This window comes from Nitrosopumilus cobalaminigenes (genome assembly GCF_013407145.1).
Classification (GTDB): domain Archaea; phylum Thermoproteota; class Nitrososphaeria; order Nitrososphaerales; family Nitrosopumilaceae; genus Nitrosopumilus; species Nitrosopumilus cobalaminigenes.
On the sequence record NZ_CP026993.1, the window covers coordinates 561,953 to 576,484 of the forward strand.

Genomic DNA, 14,532 nt, shown 5'->3' on the forward strand with positions numbered 1-14,532 from the left:
TTATGACACAAACCGCCCGTGTTAAACTCACTTCCACCAGTCTTCCTAAATTAGATGGTGTATGTGGGGAAATCATGGGTATCGGTAAAAAAACCGGTGTTAAAGTCAAAGGTCCAACTCCACTTCCTGTAAAAAGATTGCATGTTGCTACTAGAAAGTCACCATGTGGCAGTGGAACTGAAACCTATGAAAAATGGGAAATGAAAATGCATAGACGTATTATCAATATCAATGCTGATGATAAAGCAATTAGACAACTTATGAGACTAAAAATCCCTGATGACGTCTACATTGAATTGTCTTTGACATAATCTGGTAGCCTTAAATTATAGAAATTTTGATGATTAACATGGTTGAAGAAGAAATAGATGAAATCGAAGAAACTCCTGTTGAGACTTTTGATGTAAGTTATTCTTGTTTAAGATGTGGTACTAGTGTTCAAAATTCTGAATTGTCTAGATTGCCTGAAATCAAATGTATTTGTGGATTCAGAGTGTTTACTAAAGATAGACCTCCAGTAGTTAAAACCGTAAAAGCAATTTAATTATCTGTCTTTTTTGTAGCTATGTTCTCTTTGTAAATGAGTTCTCATATCTTCCATGTTTGAAAAAAACTTGTTACATTTTTTGCAATCATATTTCAAATCTTTACCGTGAACAATTTGTATATGATTCATCAACTCCTCTTCTTTGGAAAATTTCTTATCACATAATTCACATTTACTTTTGTTAAAAAATCCCACTTCTATCCAAACTCTGCTTTCTTTTCATCCCAGCATTTTCTACATAACTGGCCTTCAATCTTCCAATTGCCTTTTGGATTGTATCTGATCAAACCCATTTTACCGCCACACAATGAACAAAAGTTTTTCTTTTTACCATGGTCTTCTTCTTTATTATCAAAGCATTTTTTGCATAACAAACCTTCCATGTCCCATTGCCATCTGGGTTCCCACAAATCAGTAATTTTCTGTGTTGTTCCACAAACTACACATGGCTGTCTAACCTTTCCTTCATAATATTCCTTAGATTTATCAAAATGACAATCTCCGCAAAGTGGACCTTTTACATTCCATTCTCTTTTTGGTTTGTGTTTGTGAGTTAATTCCTTATTGCAAACACTACAAAATGATGGCTTTTTACTAAATAATCCCATTTTCTTTGATCCTCATGATATGATATATTCTATAAATGTAAACAAAATAAAAATAACAAAAAATGCTTATTGGCTTAAGATTTTTTCAAGAGCTTGACTTGCATTTAGCATACCGTTTCTCTTGGCAAATTCTTCGATCATTTTGTATTGTTTTTCAGTAAAACATACTGGCATTGAACGTCTTTCCATAGTTAATGTCTGCATATTTTACTAATATCCTTTTCTCTTGGAAAGATATTTCAAACCATATTTTCAATAATCTTTGTGGCAAAAAAACGTCAAATTTTGGTTATTGGACATAACACAAATGGTTGCACTCCCGAGCATGAAAAAGTAGCATATGATGTTGGAGTTGAAATTGCAAAATCTGGATCTGTTTTGTTAACTGGGGGATTGGGTGGTGTTATGCAGGCTGCATCACATGGTGCAAAAGATGCTGAAGGATTAACTGTTGGGATTATTCCTCAAGACGATGCTACATTAGCCAATGAATATTGTGATATTGTGATCCCAACTGGAATGGGATTGACTCGTGATTTCTTGAATGCTTTGAGTGCTGATGGAATTGTTGTTGTTGGAGGCGGATCTGGAACCTTGTCTGAAGTTTGTGCTGCATATATGCATAAAAAACCCATGGTGGCTATTAGAAATCTAAATGGTCCTGTTACCCAATATATTGATGGATATTTAGATCACAGAGAAAATGTAAAAATTGAAGGTGCCGATAGCGCACAAGAAGCTGTAAAGAAGATATTAGAATTAATTAAATGAGGAAATCTATTTTTTAGTTTATCTTATGAATACTGTTGTTTGTTTTTCCCCCTGATTTCTTTCATTTTGTCATTTTCAATACCAAAAATTTCTTTTCCAACTACATCCATCATTTCTGGATGGAAAATATGTGCCATTCTTTTAAAAGCAAATTCAAAAATCCAATTATTTTTAAACATTTTAAACCATTCTAGCCATAACACCCATTCATCTTCTTCTAATAACCCTGCATCTTTTGCTACAAAAACTCTTTCATACAAATCCAATTCTAATATAAAGAAATTAAAAATTTTCCTTTCAATTGTGTTAAGTTGACTTACCTCTAACGTTTCTTCATTATGCCCTTCAGGTATTTTATCAACATTGTAACATACAAGTAATTCTTTATCATTTACTAACATGCGAAGTTGATGAATATGATCTTGCCTAATTTGTTGATAATGCTGTTGATCTACAATGGGCAAGTGTGAGTATTTCTCATTTGTTAACTGGGGTGGTAGATATTCTTCAGGTGACAACGGTGCAATTGGATTTTCTTTCAACCATCTATGTAATTCTGGCCAAAGATCTTCAGATTTTTTCTTTGATTGTAAATTTTGATTTATTTCTTCATGGTCACAATTCCACCAGTTTAATAGTGTCACTCCGTATCTAAATTCACCTGTTTTGAAATAATCTAAAACTGATGAAGGAATCCATTTTTTAGATTCTGCAAAAATCATAGAATCTAAAACATTTAAAAAATTTGTTGCATATGTATCACAATCCATTTTTGTGATTAATTTAGGTTCTTCTTCATTTAGTTTTTTGAATTTTTCTTGATAATCATTCACAATGTTTAGGTATTTAGTTTTAGTTTGGGATCTATTTACAAAAGCATTCAGAACAAACCCTCCGAATAATCCAATTGCTGTTATAGATGCAACTAATATGCCATAATCGATATTGCCATTACTCTTCCCTTCTTCTTGAGCATATGCTGTTGGAATAAACAATGTTATGAGAACAAAAAATACAATGATATTATTTTTCAAACAATCCTATTATGAATATAATAATAAAAGCGTTGTTGCCCTTTTTAATTATAAATCGATTCATAAATTAATGAGTAAAATTTAATGGAAAACTTGAGTGATGAGAAATCTGTAATGGATGCCACTACTTGGAAGATAAAAAATCTAGAAAATAGACTTCATTTACATAAACAGGCTTTGGAAGGTAACAAAAATGATATCATACTTCGTTCTGAGGATTATATTAATACGTTAAAAAATTGGAGAACTACTGTTTTAACTATTTTAGGTACTTTGATTACTGTAATTTTATTTGGTATTCCTATAATATTTGGAATTGCTAACAGACCAGATGAATCCTCTTCTCTGATTAATTCAATGCTATTAGGAGTCGTTCCTTCTGGAATTATTCTTTTTGTGATTTTAATCTATGTGGAACATTCCGCATTTCACATTGTTGGTAAAATCAAAGAAAGGTATGCTAGAATTTTATCTTTTATTTCTAGTCAACAAGATGCTTTATTGGAAACAACATATGACCAAGATAATATCACAAATGATGAAATAGATAATTTTGATTCATTTTTACTCCTAGCATATCTTATTGAAAAAAAAATGGTTTATGAATCTCTACAAGGACCATATGGATCGAATTTTTTAAGTAAAGGTGTAAAAAATAAGATGGATGCCTACATGGATAATCCTGATGAAGATGAACTTAATGATGCGATGAGTGATGTTAATTTTGAAATCCTTCCTAAAAGTTTGCTTCCTTGGATAAATCCTTACAAATAGTTCTGAATTTAATCTTCTTCTGATTTCTTCTTCTTTACTTCTTCTTTATATTTGACCCATTCTTTCTCATTGGATCTTTTTTCTGATTCTTCTATTTTTTTCTCCATTCTTTTTACTGCTGATGCTCTTTTTATCATGATTAACTATGGTTCTTTGTTCTATTTAATTATGATTTTTTTATTGATTATATATGTCAAAATACATCTAAAGTTGATTTTTAATTTATGTTCGTTGGTTATTTCAAGACAAATTTTGTTTCTTTATCTTTATGTGTCAGTTATTTTGTTCAAATATTGTTGACTCCTTTGGCACTGCTGGGGATAGTGTTCTTAGCTCTCTTTATTGGGCTCATGGGATATAGTTTATTATCTACATTTCCTGAAACTGATGAAAAAATTATGGATGAGGATAATGGATTATTTGATAATCTTAACTTAGAGTGTTCTTCTGAAACTATCTATAATTCTGAACCTGATCTTTGCGAATAGAATTACTCTCTGTATTGATTATGGATTTTAAATAACGTCTAATTGAATGATTTATCTGAATCTAATTGCAATTATTGTGTTTAATCAAACAAATTTTATTGCATTGATATGAGTAAGGGATCTGGCCTATAAAATTCCCCATGTTCATCAGCCAATTTGTTTAACTCATCCACAATTTTTTTGATTCCTATCTCTTTTGCAGTTTCAAATAATGGTTTTTTGAGACCTAACCCTAATTTGGCTGCTTTCTCAATTTCTTCTATATCGCTTGCTCCATTTGAGACAAGCCATGCTGCATTGTTTAGAATATTTGCAACAAGTTGAATTGGATCACATTTTTCTGCAAGTTCTTCTGAAAGTGCAACTCGTTCATACTTGTCATCAGAATATTTGTAATATCCTTCTCCTGATTTTTGTCCTAGCTTTTTTTCATCAAACATTTTTTCTACAAGTGTATGTGGATTGATGACTTTTTTATCTCGTAAATGCATTTCTATTGTTGCTTTATGAATTACATCCATTCCTGTAAAGTCAGCTAATTCAAAAATACCCATTGGAAATCCGAGTTTGAATTTTACTGCTGAATCAATTTCTTCAAGTGATGCACCTGTTCTATCTTTAACAAAACATGCTTCGTGAACCATTGGAATGAATAATCTGTTTATGATGAATCCTGGAACGTCTTTTCTACATAACACTGCTTGTTTGTTTACTGATTTTACATAATCTTGGGTTAAATCCGTAATCTCTTGAGCTGTTTTTTCACCTGGAATGACTTCAACTAATTTCATTAATTGTGGAGGATTGAAAAAATGAATTCCGATAAATTTCTCAGGACGTGATGTTGTATTTGCAATTTCTGTAATTGGTAATGTACTTGTGTTTGATGCAAAAATGACCTCTGGCCCTGCTGCTTTATCTAATTCTGCATAAACTGATTTTTTTAAATCCATGATTTCTGGAACTACTTCAATTACCAGTTCTGCATTTTTTACAGCTTCATTCAAATCTACAATTGGTGTAATTCTGCCAAATATTGCATCTCCTTCTTCTTTTGATATTTTTTCTTTGGAAACTAGTTTGTCTAAACTCCACCTGATCTTCTCCATTGCTTTATCTAAAAATTCTTGTTTGATATCTCGTAAAACTACATTGTATCCTGCAGTTGCTGAAACCTGAGCAATCCCATGTCCCATAACTCCAGAGCCTAAAACTGTGATATTTTTTACTGTCACAAATGACAAAAATCGAGTATCCTTTATAATGTATTTCAAAATTTTATGAATTAATGGGTTTATTCAAACGTAAGAAAGATGATGAAAACAAAACCAAATGTGATGTTTGTGGTACAGAGTTACATGATCCTGAGCGATTGAAAAAACATATGAAAAAAGCACATGGAAATGTACCTGCTAAAAAAATGGATCCTAATGCAGGCGATGGCGGTACTTGGTAATTGGAACTTAGCTCTAGCCAAAAAACTAGTCTTGTTTTTGTTGGTGCTTTTCTAACTGCTGGAATTGTTTTATCTACCATTGTTTTCCCTTTTTGGAATCTTATTCGTGAAGATGTCTATGAAGAGGTAACAATTTTGACAAACGATGAAGGAGTTTGCTATGTTGAAACTAAAGACACTGTTCCAAAAATTATCGAGGATTGTACTTTAAATTCCGGAGATGTAGCTATGATCAAATTTGGTGAAGGTCTTGCATGGGCTACGATTGTAGAACCATAATAGATGATTTAATATTTTAATACATTTTATAATTAATCATGGATTGCATCTTTTGCAAAATTATCTCTGGTGATATAAAAACCAAATTTCTAAAAGAAACTAGATTATCTGTTTCATTTCTTGATGCTTTTCCTCTTGCAACAGGACACGTTCTTGTAATTCCAAAAAACCACCACAAAAAAATTCAAGATATGAGTGTTGAGGAAAACACTGATTTGTTTTCATTGGTGCATGAAATGATATCCAATGTTGATAAAATCACTGGTTCAACTTTAGTTGCAATTCATAATGGTGAGGATGCTGGTCAAGAAATTCCTCATGTTCATGTACATTTAGTTCCGAGAAGTAAAAATGATTCTGCTGGAGCAATACATAGCATGTTTAGTTCACCTGTAAACTTGTCTGTATCTGAAATGGATGAATTGTATGATACATTAAAAATCTAGTATGGGAATAATCTTTCTTTTGTATCTATATTCTCTACTCTAATTGCTTTTGTTGGACATGTTTCTGCAGCATTCATTATTTTGTTAACCCCTGCTCCTTTTTGATTAATTACTGATGATTTGGGATTTGATTTGCTAGATTTGTTTATTTCAAAAACCTCTGGTGCGATAGTTTCACAACTACAACAACCAATACACAAACTTTTGTCAACATCTACAAATAGATCTGGTTGTTTTTTTGGCTCTTGTGCTTTTTCATATTCTCCATTTCGTCCATCTGGACGAACTCTTGCATTGTAATCCTCCCAAAATTTTTTCTCATATTCTTTCCAAAAATCAGGGTCCCCTTCTTCAAATTCACGTGTATATTTGCCCCAATCTTGTTCTGGTATGCTTCCATCATCTGGTGCTCCCCATTGTGGTTTTCTTTTAAAATTACTTTCTGGCTTTTTTTGTGTTTTAGTTGCATTTTGGTAAGGTGATTGATGTTGATTGTGATTTTTCTTTAGATGATTATATGCTTCAGTAATTTTCTTGAATTCTTCACCTTCTCTTTTGTTTTGATTTTTGTCTGGGTGTAATTCTAGTGCTAGTTTTCTGTATGCGCCTTTTATTTCCTCCTGAGATGAACTTGAATCTACGTTGAGTACCCGTAATGCTTGGTAAGTATTCACTAGCATTAGAGATTTGTCATATGTTAAAAATAATTGCATCTGATTTTGAGTTTATTTGATTATTCTAGTATGGTTTCATCATCTGCTTTCCATGCTGGTTCTACAATACACAAAAATCTCAAATCCACATCTCCTGTGTTTTCAATATGTTGTTTAGAATTTGGTGGAACATATGCTGAATCATTTTTTCCTAGAAAATGTACTTCTTCGTTTATTGTGAGATTGCCTGTGCCTTCCAAAATATAATATATTTCAGACGATTTTATTTGATGAAGTTTTGATTTTTTTCCAGGCTCCAGTGTAAATTGTGCTAAACTATAGTTAATCCCATTTAGGGTGTTATGTGGATGAAAATATTGTTTAATTTTAGTACCTTCATCACCATCAATAGAATCTATTTCAGAATTTTTTCGTAATGACATCTTTTCTAAATGATTTTTGAAACTATTGTTTTAAAATCAGATTCATACCATTCTGTTTTGTAAACTGCCTTTTTTCTTGGCAGAATATTTATTGCAATATGTGAAAATTCTTTTTTCTTGTCTACAGAACCGTGCGTGTGAAGGGTTTTTGCTGGAATGTGTACAATGTCTCCTTCATTGAGGCTAATTTTTTCAATTTTTTTAATTTTGAAATTATTTTTACTCGTGCCATATTTTCTAAAAATCTCTAAACTTCCTTTTCCCTTCACTCCGATTAATACTTGATTTCCGTTATGTTGATGAAGTTTTGTTCTGGATCCTTTTTCAAAATGAACGTGATAGATGTCTTGATCTTTTGCTTTTATTTTCTCTGAAAGAACTTTCATCCATGTCTTACCTGTAAACCAATCATGATTTACGTTTCTCTTATCTCCTGTACCTGAAATATTGGATTTGTTCATTTTAAATCCTAGCAAGTATTTTCTTTTTCTTCTCTTGAAATTCTTTTTCAGTTATAACTCCTGCTTTTCGTAGTTTTCCAAGTTTCTCAAGTGTTGCTAAATCTTCTTCTTTTTTACTTGTCGCATTTTTTGCAACAGCAATTCCATCGTTAATTTTTTTAACTCCTCTTGATTTTATTTGCTCTTTTTCTTTTAATGCTTTTTTAGTCAACTCTTCGCTAGTTTTTTTTGCTTGAGATGCTGCCATTTCACCAAATTCCACTGCGTCTTCTAGTGCTTCGTCCGCTTTTTTGATTCCTTCATCAATTGCTTTGTCTGCTTTTTTTAGAAATCTCTCAATGTATCCTGCTTTCTTTTTTCCTGCCATACTATCTTTACTGGTTTCTATTATTTAATTCCTAGTCGAATTGATTTAATAGATAGAATTGCGTAATCAGAATAGTTTTGGTTCAATCTTCTTATGATGTAAAGACTATAGTCCTGAGAAAAAATATTAATGAATCTGAGGCAATGCGTATTGTTGAAGAAAAGAAGACAAGTCCTTTCAAATCTTTACTTTCTCGTCCAAAAAAAGAAGATGTTCATGTACATTCTCTAAAATTATACTATGAATGCATTCTAATGGTTTCAGGAAAATATGTTGCAGACTATTTTAGAAAAGCAACCCATTCAATTTCGGTTGATTCTAACGTATCTGAAGTTTTGTTGGGAGATGGATTATTTCCAGTACGCTCAAAATCAAGTATTACCAAGGCTTTTGTTGGAAAACGAGGAAAAAATAAAATTGATTTCAAATTAGATGAGCATGTATTTGTTGAAGAAGAGGATGAATTAACCTTTGATCATCATGGCAGGGATATTAAATTTCCATTTAAAATTAATTCAAAGACTGTTGAAAATTATCCAAAACAATTACTAGACAAAAATGAGTCAAATGTAAAAAAACCTGAGATGACTTATGATGCTGCAATTGATAAACTAAAAACTCAACTAAAAAAACCAATGGAGACAGACGTTAAAAACCTCAATGAGGAATTTACATTACGTGAAATTTCTGAAATTTATATTCCTATTTTTGAAGCAAGGCTAATTGGTCCAAAAAAGAAAGTTGGAATTATTAGGATTGATTCAGTACGCAAGAAAATACTTTAGTTTAATATTTTATGTTAATTTTTGCTTTCTTTTATTGCAGCTAAAATCCCTTGTTGAAACTGAAATCTTCTTCGTGCAATAATTTTGTTTATTTCGTCAATTTGACATTTGGATGGGAATTGATCATATACTTTTTGAAACGATTGAATGTAGTTTGTTTCACACATGCCTACTAGAAATCCTTCCAAAAATCCTTCCAATTCTGGAGTATTCCAATATTTTAAAAATTGGTCTTCCTTATTTTTTAAGTAGTCTGGTATAGTTTTTGCAACTAGATTTAAATCTGTTTCAATTCTATTTTTGAATTTTTCTGGTAACATAGAAATCTCTTTTATCGAAAGTGTGTTATTCATCAATGTCCTATTGAGTTTTTAATTAATATAATTTTTCTACTCATAGGATCTTTTTTATTCAATTTCAGTTATAGTTTGTCATGTCTGATGAAATCATTATCAGAAATACGACAAAAAATGATGCTTCCTCAATAGTAAAATTGCAAAATGAAACATTTTTTGATTTACCTGAACATGCAAGATGGAAAAAAGAACATATCTTTGCACATGTAGATAAATTTCCTCAGGGTCAATTTTGTGCAATTTCAAATAATGAAATTGTAGGTTCTTGTAGTAGTTTTCTAACTCTAAGATCTATTATTTTAAAACCTCATACGTGGATTGAGGCTTGTGGTGATTTTTATTTTAAAAATCACATTGTATCTGGTGATATCCTTTATGATGCTGATATCTCAGTTCATCCTGATTTCCAACGAATGGGAATTGCAAATTCTATGAATGACGCGAGAAAAATGTTGGTATCTAAATTATCTATTCGGAGTTTTTTTTCAGGGAGCCGTTTATCAAATTATGGGAAGTACAGTGATCAATTTACTCCTGATGAATACGCTCAAAAAGTTATTGATAATAGCATAAGTGATCGTGTTCTATCTTTTCATTTATCTTGTGATTTTAAATTTGTAAAACTTTTGCCAAATTACCTTGATGATCTAAATTCTAAAAATAATGGTGTTTTAGTTGAATGGATTAATCCTAATTATAAAAACAATCCTTAATTTATAATATCTTCTCGAAATCTCTTTCCTTCAAATAAACAATATCTGAAATAATCTAAGCACCATTGATGAAAATTCTCATCAGAACTGTAAAACCCTTTACTAAGATCTATTTCCCCGTTTGTAAAAGGAAAACAAACCACTGCTTGTTTTTCATTCATTGTGATGCTGATTTTTGTATTTTTAGTCATTTTCTTTTCTAAAGTGTCGTTTTTGATATATTTGTCAAAATCATATTTTTTTAATATTTTTTTTCTGTCTTTAGGTACAATTACATTTTCTGAAAATATACTTTTTATTTTAATATTTTTTTTTAATTTTGTTTCAATAATGTCCATCATTTCAATAGAATATGGAGCATCGATTAAAATATTGTAAATATATTCTTCAGATTCTCTATAAATGGAATCCCACTTTTCAATAATTCTAGAATATCCGTTAATTGAATTACTGTTGTTTAGAGCTCCAATTCGCTGAATGAACTTTAATGGTAAATTTCCAAAATCGTGCTCTTTAAAATATCTCTCATTTTTTGAAATAAATCCTATTGATGGTGTTTGCATACATATCATTTTTCCAAATGTGGATAAACTGTATAGTCTGTCTTGTTGCTTATCAATTAACCCTGTTTTCTCTAATCTGCCAAAATTTCTTGACACTTCTTGAATTGTGGCCTCTAATTGTTTTGCAATTTCACTAATTGATGATTGTTTTTTAAATAGGGCATAAATTATTTCTAATCTTTGGGTACTTGCCAATTCTAAAAAATATTTGGCAGTTAGTTCTTCATTTTCACTCATGCGATTTTCTTAGGAATCTTCTTCCATAAAAATAAAAAAAGAAACATTGTAATTTTAGATTTTTACTGCTTTTGTACCTTTATTGATTACAATGTATCCATGATACTCTTTTGGTTTTCTTGCTTTTGGGGCATCACTCATTTTAAATGACTTTGTACCCTTGACAGACAAAACCATTAGATCTCCTGCCAATTCTAATCTTTCAAGTTCTTCAGTCTTGAATGATTCTCCATTCCAACTGAGAGGGTCTGGTGTTGGACCAATGAGAACATCAGTTCCTTTGCCTACACTTCGCCTCACACTTGTTGGTTCGATATGTGTTGTAGCCATACACTAGATGTGGTAAAATCCTTCATATGATCTGCTGAGCTCTATTGTTGATTAGTAAGCTTTGATTAGTAATTGCATCTTTTGGTGACTACATTCACTATGTTTTTTGAAATTCTTTATTAAGATAATATTTTAATGATATTTTATCCTTGTCTGAAACTTCTATTAAAAAACCCTCTGGTAAAATCAACTATCTTTTTTTGATTAGCTTGTTTGTAGGGATTATTATTTATGGATATTACAATTCTATTGAACCTGACATAGATGCTGAAATTGATCTTTTTGAATGGCTTTTGTTGGCTGTTCATGTTGTTGCAACTACGATGGCTTTTATCATTGCAAAACAATTTTGGCATACTGGTCAAAAAGTTCTTCAAAATGCATATTTGGCTTTGGCCATTGGTATGTTGGGTAATCTTTTAGGTTGGGCTGGTTGGTTTTCTCTTGAAACTATGGGGGTTGAGAATCCCTATCCTGCTCCAAATGATCTTGGCTTTTTAGTTTGGCATGCTGGTGCATTAATTCACTTACGTTTAACAACACATAGATTTCAACCAAAACTTACGATAAAACAATTGTTTGTGTTATTTGTCATACCAACTTTTTTCCTTGTCTTCTATATCATGTCGTATAGTGGCGAAGCAATTTTTGTTGATGAAGAACATGGTTTTCAATTTAAGCCTGATAAAATCTATATTGAATTTTATGATGAATGTAATGAATTATGTTTCTATACTTCTATTACTTTTGTTTTTCTTAATCCTCTCATGCTTTCATATGCCTTAGTAGGATTTTCAGTTTTTAGAAAAGGCATTCTAGGTCCTGCTTGGATGTTGTTAATTATAGGAATTGGGTTGACCATATTTGCAGATATTCCATATTATTTCATGGAGCTTTATGGTGGTTTTGATAGAACTCATTGGTATACCATGTTTTATTTTGTCAGTCCATTAATCATAACTTATGCATTGTACAAACATAGAGATTTAATTCATTCTGAATAATTCTTTATAGATCTTTAAATAACATGTGAATTTAAAGCCATATGAAAATATGACAATGTATAATATTTTCAAGAATATGGGTGTGGGGGAAATTGGAGAAAAAATTATCGAAGAACGATAATTTCAGCTATCAGTCATTGTGCTCCACGTGTACAGAGTCCTGTTGCTATAGTGTTGACTGTCCTCCATTATTTCCAAATGATTTAAAAAAATTAGATAAGATTGGAAAGAATAATGGTGATTATGTCCAAATTCTAAAATTAAATGAAACTCAGCAATTAAAACAAATTAAAAGAAAACCAAATACAAATGAATGTGTTTTTTTTGATAAAGAAAAAAATGGTTGTGGCATTTATGAACATAGGCCTCTTGACTGTGAAATATACCCATTTGATATAGATGTAATTGATGGAGTGGCTTGGTGGGTGGTATATTCTTGTAATCCTCACTCTGATTGGAAATGGGCAGAATCATACTTGGAAAAATTTGAATGCCGATCAGAACTAATTGAATTGTTAAATTGTTCTGATATTTACCAAACATATCTTGCTATGGGATTTACTGATAAATCTAAACCAAAAATAACTATTCGTAAAGTAAAACTTCCGACTAACTTATTGAATACTCATTTAAATAATAAAAAAATAAAATGACTCCTCAAGATTTTGTTGAACGTAGTGATTTAAGGGGGTTCCTTGCTTTAGGACGAGATTGGGGTGCAATTATTGCAACAATTTTGTTTAGTGTTTGGGCAAATAATTTTTTTGTATATTTGGCATCTGTTTGGGTGATTGGAACTTTTCAATATGCTATTGGTGAGGTTTTGCTACATGAGGCATCTCACTATAATCTTTTCAAGAGTAAAAAAATAAATGAATTCTCAAAAATATTTTATGCATTCCCCTTTCTTGTTTTAATGTCTGCATATCGAACAGAACATCGAGATCATCATTATAAAATGAATACCAAATTTGATCATATTGTTGGGGATTATGAAATTATAGGATTGAATAATCCTAAGAAAAATATGTTTTGGATATGGTTTATCAAACCTATAATTGGGTATAGTGGGTATTTCTTTCTCTATGATTTACGATACACAAAAATTGAAAAGAATCATCTACAACTTATCTTTTTTTGGATTGCGATAATTGGCATTTTTGCCTATTTTGATAGATTGGATATTCTACTTTACTATTGGATAATCCCACTTTTTTGGGTTTTTTCAACTCAACGTTATTGGTCTGAAATTGCAAAACACTACAACACAAAAAACACTACTCGTTCTGATATTGGGTGGAAAAATCATATTTTTCATAATGCCGGATATCATTTTACTCATCATAAATACCCCTCAATTCCATGGTACAAATTATCTCAAGCTCATAATGCCCTTTGTGCAGATTCAGTTGATATTTCTAGTGGATTTCTTGATACATATAGAAAATTAACAGAAAATCTTAATTCTGAGAAAAAATCTTCTGATATAGATTCAGTATGAAAGATAGTGCCTCAAGTTTTTGGAAAAAACGTTCAGATAAACTAAAAAAAGAAAACCGATTCGAAGAATCAATTGAAGCATATGATAAATTTATTGAAAAAGATGACAAATACAAAAAGAAAGATTATTGGTACAAAAAAGGTCGTGATTTTTTTGAAATTTTAAATTGGGATGAAGCAATAACTTGTTTTGAAAATGATCTTCAGCATAATGAAGTAACTTTTGATTCGTTGTTTTACAAAGGTGTTTCATTATACAAATTGGAAAAATATTTTGAAGCTATTGAATGCTTTAACAAAGCTTGGGAATCTAGGTGTGGTCTTTATATGAAATATGTTGATCAAAGTAAAACTCTTACAAAATTTAAAGAATTTGAACAGGCAATTGAGTATGGAAATAAAGCTTCTCAGGTTGATCTTCCTCCTGGTGATTTCTGGTTAGTCAAAGGTGTTTGTCTTTACAAAATTGCAAAATATGATGAATCAAAACTGTGTTTTGATAATGGTTTAGAAGAAGATCCACAAAATTCTACAATGCAGTATTTTCTGGCAAAATGTAATTTAAAATTAGAAAACCCTGATGAATGCATTTCAATATTAAAAAAATGTGCTAAAAATAATAAATCACTAAGCAAAATGTTAATGGTTGACGATGACTTTAATGAACTTAATAACAATCCTGACTTTGCAATATTTTTAGATAATCCTCTTCTTTGA

General features: G+C 30.8%; 27 protein-coding genes. 14 read left to right on the forward strand and 13 right to left on the reverse strand.

Features of this window, described 5'->3' with window-relative positions; genetic code table 11:
- Positions 1-2: 2 nt before the first annotated feature.
- Together rpsJ and C5F47_RS03365 are read left to right on the forward strand one after the other, a co-directional pair.
- Positions 3-311 carry a 30S ribosomal protein S10 gene (gene rpsJ / locus C5F47_RS03360; RefSeq protein WP_008299200.1) on the forward strand — a complete coding sequence of 103 codons (309 nt, stop codon included), beginning with the start codon at positions 3-5 and terminating at the stop codon, positions 309-311.
- Between the two features lie 29 nt (positions 312-340).
- The gene (locus C5F47_RS03365; RefSeq protein WP_179361492.1) at positions 341-544 is read left to right on the forward strand and encodes a TFIIB-type zinc ribbon-containing protein; all 204 of its coding nucleotides are present in this window, start codon (positions 341-343) and stop codon (positions 542-544) included.
- Here C5F47_RS03365 and C5F47_RS03370 read toward each other — a convergent pair whose 3' ends face one another.
- The 3 genes from C5F47_RS03370 to C5F47_RS03380 all read right to left on the reverse strand — a co-directional run bounded on the left by C5F47_RS03370 (position 545) and on the right by C5F47_RS03380 (position 1,359).
- Positions 545-742, reverse strand: a complete 198-nt coding sequence (locus tag C5F47_RS03370) for a C2H2-type zinc finger protein (protein ID WP_179361493.1) — start codon at positions 740-742, stop codon at positions 545-547.
- Between the two features lie 2 nt (positions 743-744).
- Positions 745-1,155 carry a hypothetical protein gene (locus C5F47_RS03375; RefSeq protein ID WP_179361494.1) on the reverse strand — a complete coding sequence of 137 codons (411 nt, stop codon included), beginning with the start codon at positions 1,153-1,155 and terminating at the stop codon, positions 745-747.
- A gap of 66 nt (positions 1,156-1,221) precedes the next feature.
- A complete protein-coding gene (locus tag C5F47_RS03380; RefSeq protein WP_179359961.1) occupies positions 1,222-1,359 on the reverse strand; it encodes a hypothetical protein in 138 nt (45 codons plus the stop codon).
- Positions 1,360-1,419: 60 nt separating this feature from the next.
- Here C5F47_RS03380 and C5F47_RS03385 point away from each other — a divergent pair, with 60 nt between their 5' ends.
- Positions 1,420-1,926 carry a TIGR00725 family protein gene (locus C5F47_RS03385; RefSeq protein WP_179361495.1) on the forward strand — a complete coding sequence of 169 codons (507 nt, stop codon included), beginning with the start codon at positions 1,420-1,422 and terminating at the stop codon, positions 1,924-1,926.
- A 23-nt stretch (positions 1,927-1,949) separates the two neighbouring features.
- On the opposite strand, the gene C5F47_RS03390 is transcribed toward C5F47_RS03385, so the two are convergent.
- Positions 1,950-2,960 (reverse strand): hypothetical protein, encoded by a 1,011-nt coding sequence (locus tag C5F47_RS03390; RefSeq protein ID WP_179361496.1) that lies wholly within the window; start codon positions 2,958-2,960, stop codon positions 1,950-1,952.
- Positions 2,961-3,044: 84 nt separating this feature from the next.
- Between C5F47_RS03390 and C5F47_RS03395 the strand changes: the two genes are divergently transcribed.
- On the forward strand, positions 3,045-3,734 hold the full coding sequence (locus tag C5F47_RS03395) for a hypothetical protein (RefSeq protein WP_179361497.1): 690 nt from the start codon (positions 3,045-3,047) through the stop codon (positions 3,732-3,734).
- Positions 3,735-3,742: 8 nt separating this feature from the next.
- On the opposite strand, the gene C5F47_RS09730 is transcribed toward C5F47_RS03395, so the two are convergent.
- Positions 3,743-3,871 (reverse strand): hypothetical protein, encoded by a 129-nt coding sequence (locus C5F47_RS09730; protein WP_281361091.1) that lies wholly within the window; start codon positions 3,869-3,871, stop codon positions 3,743-3,745.
- A 213-nt stretch (positions 3,872-4,084) separates the two neighbouring features.
- Here C5F47_RS09730 and C5F47_RS03400 point away from each other — a divergent pair, with 213 nt between their 5' ends.
- Positions 4,085-4,222 carry a hypothetical protein gene (locus C5F47_RS03400; protein ID WP_179361498.1) on the forward strand — a complete coding sequence of 46 codons (138 nt, stop codon included), beginning with the start codon at positions 4,085-4,087 and terminating at the stop codon, positions 4,220-4,222.
- A 95-nt stretch (positions 4,223-4,317) separates the two neighbouring features.
- Here C5F47_RS03400 and C5F47_RS03405 read toward each other — a convergent pair whose 3' ends face one another.
- Positions 4,318-5,457 (reverse strand): 3-hydroxyacyl-CoA dehydrogenase, encoded by a 1,140-nt coding sequence (locus C5F47_RS03405; RefSeq protein WP_179361499.1) that lies wholly within the window; start codon positions 5,455-5,457, stop codon positions 4,318-4,320.
- A gap of 53 nt (positions 5,458-5,510) precedes the next feature.
- Between C5F47_RS03405 and C5F47_RS03410 the strand changes: the two genes are divergently transcribed.
- Genes C5F47_RS03410 through C5F47_RS03420 form a run of 3 tightly spaced genes read left to right on the forward strand, consistent with a single transcriptional unit; the run spans position 5,511 to position 6,403 of the window.
- Positions 5,511-5,678, forward strand: a complete 168-nt coding sequence (locus C5F47_RS03410; protein WP_014965382.1) for a hypothetical protein — start codon at positions 5,511-5,513, stop codon at positions 5,676-5,678.
- On the forward strand, positions 5,679-5,957 hold the full coding sequence (locus C5F47_RS03415; RefSeq protein ID WP_179361500.1) for a hypothetical protein: 279 nt from the start codon (positions 5,679-5,681) through the stop codon (positions 5,955-5,957).
- 38 nt (positions 5,958-5,995) lie between these two features.
- Positions 5,996-6,403 carry an HIT family protein gene (locus C5F47_RS03420; protein WP_179361501.1) on the forward strand — a complete coding sequence of 136 codons (408 nt, stop codon included), beginning with the start codon at positions 5,996-5,998 and terminating at the stop codon, positions 6,401-6,403.
- Here C5F47_RS03420 and C5F47_RS03425 read toward each other — a convergent pair.
- From C5F47_RS03425 to C5F47_RS03440, 4 genes are read right to left on the reverse strand one after another with little or no spacing between them, the layout of a single operon-like run.
- Positions 6,400-7,077: a DnaJ domain-containing protein gene (locus tag C5F47_RS03425; protein ID WP_246271173.1), complete on the reverse strand. Its 678-nt coding sequence runs from the start codon at positions 7,075-7,077 to the stop codon at positions 6,400-6,402. The two genes, C5F47_RS03420 and C5F47_RS03425, sit on opposite strands and share 4 nt — an antisense overlap.
- A 59-nt stretch (positions 7,078-7,136) precedes the next feature.
- Positions 7,137-7,499 (reverse strand): cupin domain-containing protein, encoded by a 363-nt coding sequence (locus C5F47_RS03430; protein WP_179361503.1) that lies wholly within the window; start codon positions 7,497-7,499, stop codon positions 7,137-7,139.
- A gap of 5 nt (positions 7,500-7,504) precedes the next feature.
- Entirely contained in the window at positions 7,505-7,960 is a 456-nt protein-coding gene (locus tag C5F47_RS03435; protein WP_179361504.1) for a cupin domain-containing protein, read from the reverse strand.
- Between the two features lies 1 nt (position 7,961).
- Complete coding sequence (locus C5F47_RS03440; protein ID WP_179361505.1) at positions 7,962-8,327, reverse strand: SHOCT domain-containing protein; 366 nt, start codon at positions 8,325-8,327, stop codon at positions 7,962-7,964.
- Positions 8,328-8,404: 77 nt separating this feature from the next.
- Between C5F47_RS03440 and C5F47_RS03445 the strand changes: the two genes are divergently transcribed.
- Positions 8,405-9,112: a hypothetical protein gene (locus C5F47_RS03445; RefSeq protein ID WP_179361506.1), complete on the forward strand. Its 708-nt coding sequence runs from the start codon at positions 8,405-8,407 to the stop codon at positions 9,110-9,112.
- Between the two features lie 14 nt (positions 9,113-9,126).
- Here C5F47_RS03445 and C5F47_RS03450 read toward each other — a convergent pair whose 3' ends face one another.
- Entirely contained in the window at positions 9,127-9,465 is a 339-nt protein-coding gene (locus C5F47_RS03450) for a hypothetical protein (protein ID WP_179361507.1), read from the reverse strand.
- Positions 9,466-9,545: 80 nt separating this feature from the next.
- Here C5F47_RS03450 and C5F47_RS03455 point away from each other — a divergent pair, with 80 nt between their 5' ends.
- Complete coding sequence (locus tag C5F47_RS03455) at positions 9,546-10,181, forward strand: N-acetyltransferase (protein ID WP_179361508.1); 636 nt, start codon at positions 9,546-9,548, stop codon at positions 10,179-10,181.
- Here C5F47_RS03455 and C5F47_RS03460 read toward each other — a convergent pair.
- Positions 10,178-10,981 carry a helix-turn-helix transcriptional regulator gene (locus C5F47_RS03460; RefSeq protein ID WP_179361509.1) on the reverse strand — a complete coding sequence of 268 codons (804 nt, stop codon included), beginning with the start codon at positions 10,979-10,981 and terminating at the stop codon, positions 10,178-10,180. The genes C5F47_RS03455 and C5F47_RS03460 overlap by 4 nt on opposite strands.
- Before the next feature lie 54 nt (positions 10,982-11,035).
- Positions 11,036-11,311, reverse strand: coding sequence for a hypothetical protein (locus C5F47_RS03465; RefSeq protein ID WP_179361510.1), 276 nt, complete (start codon positions 11,309-11,311; stop codon positions 11,036-11,038).
- Positions 11,312-11,460: 149 nt separating this feature from the next.
- On the opposite strand from C5F47_RS03465, the gene C5F47_RS03470 reads away from it, so the two are divergent.
- The 4 genes from C5F47_RS03470 to C5F47_RS03485 all read left to right on the forward strand — a co-directional run bounded on the left by C5F47_RS03470 (position 11,461) and on the right by C5F47_RS03485 (position 14,532).
- Positions 11,461-12,315: a hypothetical protein gene (locus C5F47_RS03470; protein WP_179361511.1), complete on the forward strand. Its 855-nt coding sequence runs from the start codon at positions 11,461-11,463 to the stop codon at positions 12,313-12,315.
- Positions 12,316-12,452: 137 nt separating this feature from the next.
- Complete coding sequence (locus tag C5F47_RS03475) at positions 12,453-12,968, forward strand: YkgJ family cysteine cluster protein (protein ID WP_179361512.1); 516 nt, start codon at positions 12,453-12,455, stop codon at positions 12,966-12,968.
- On the forward strand, positions 12,965-13,816 hold the full coding sequence (locus tag C5F47_RS03480; RefSeq protein WP_179361513.1) for a fatty acid desaturase: 852 nt from the start codon (positions 12,965-12,967) through the stop codon (positions 13,814-13,816). Before C5F47_RS03475 ends, C5F47_RS03480 begins: the two co-directional genes overlap by 4 nt.
- On the forward strand, positions 13,813-14,532 hold the full coding sequence (locus tag C5F47_RS03485; protein WP_179361514.1) for a tetratricopeptide repeat protein: 720 nt from the start codon (positions 13,813-13,815) through the stop codon (positions 14,530-14,532). The genes C5F47_RS03480 and C5F47_RS03485 overlap by 4 nt, the downstream gene beginning before the upstream one ends.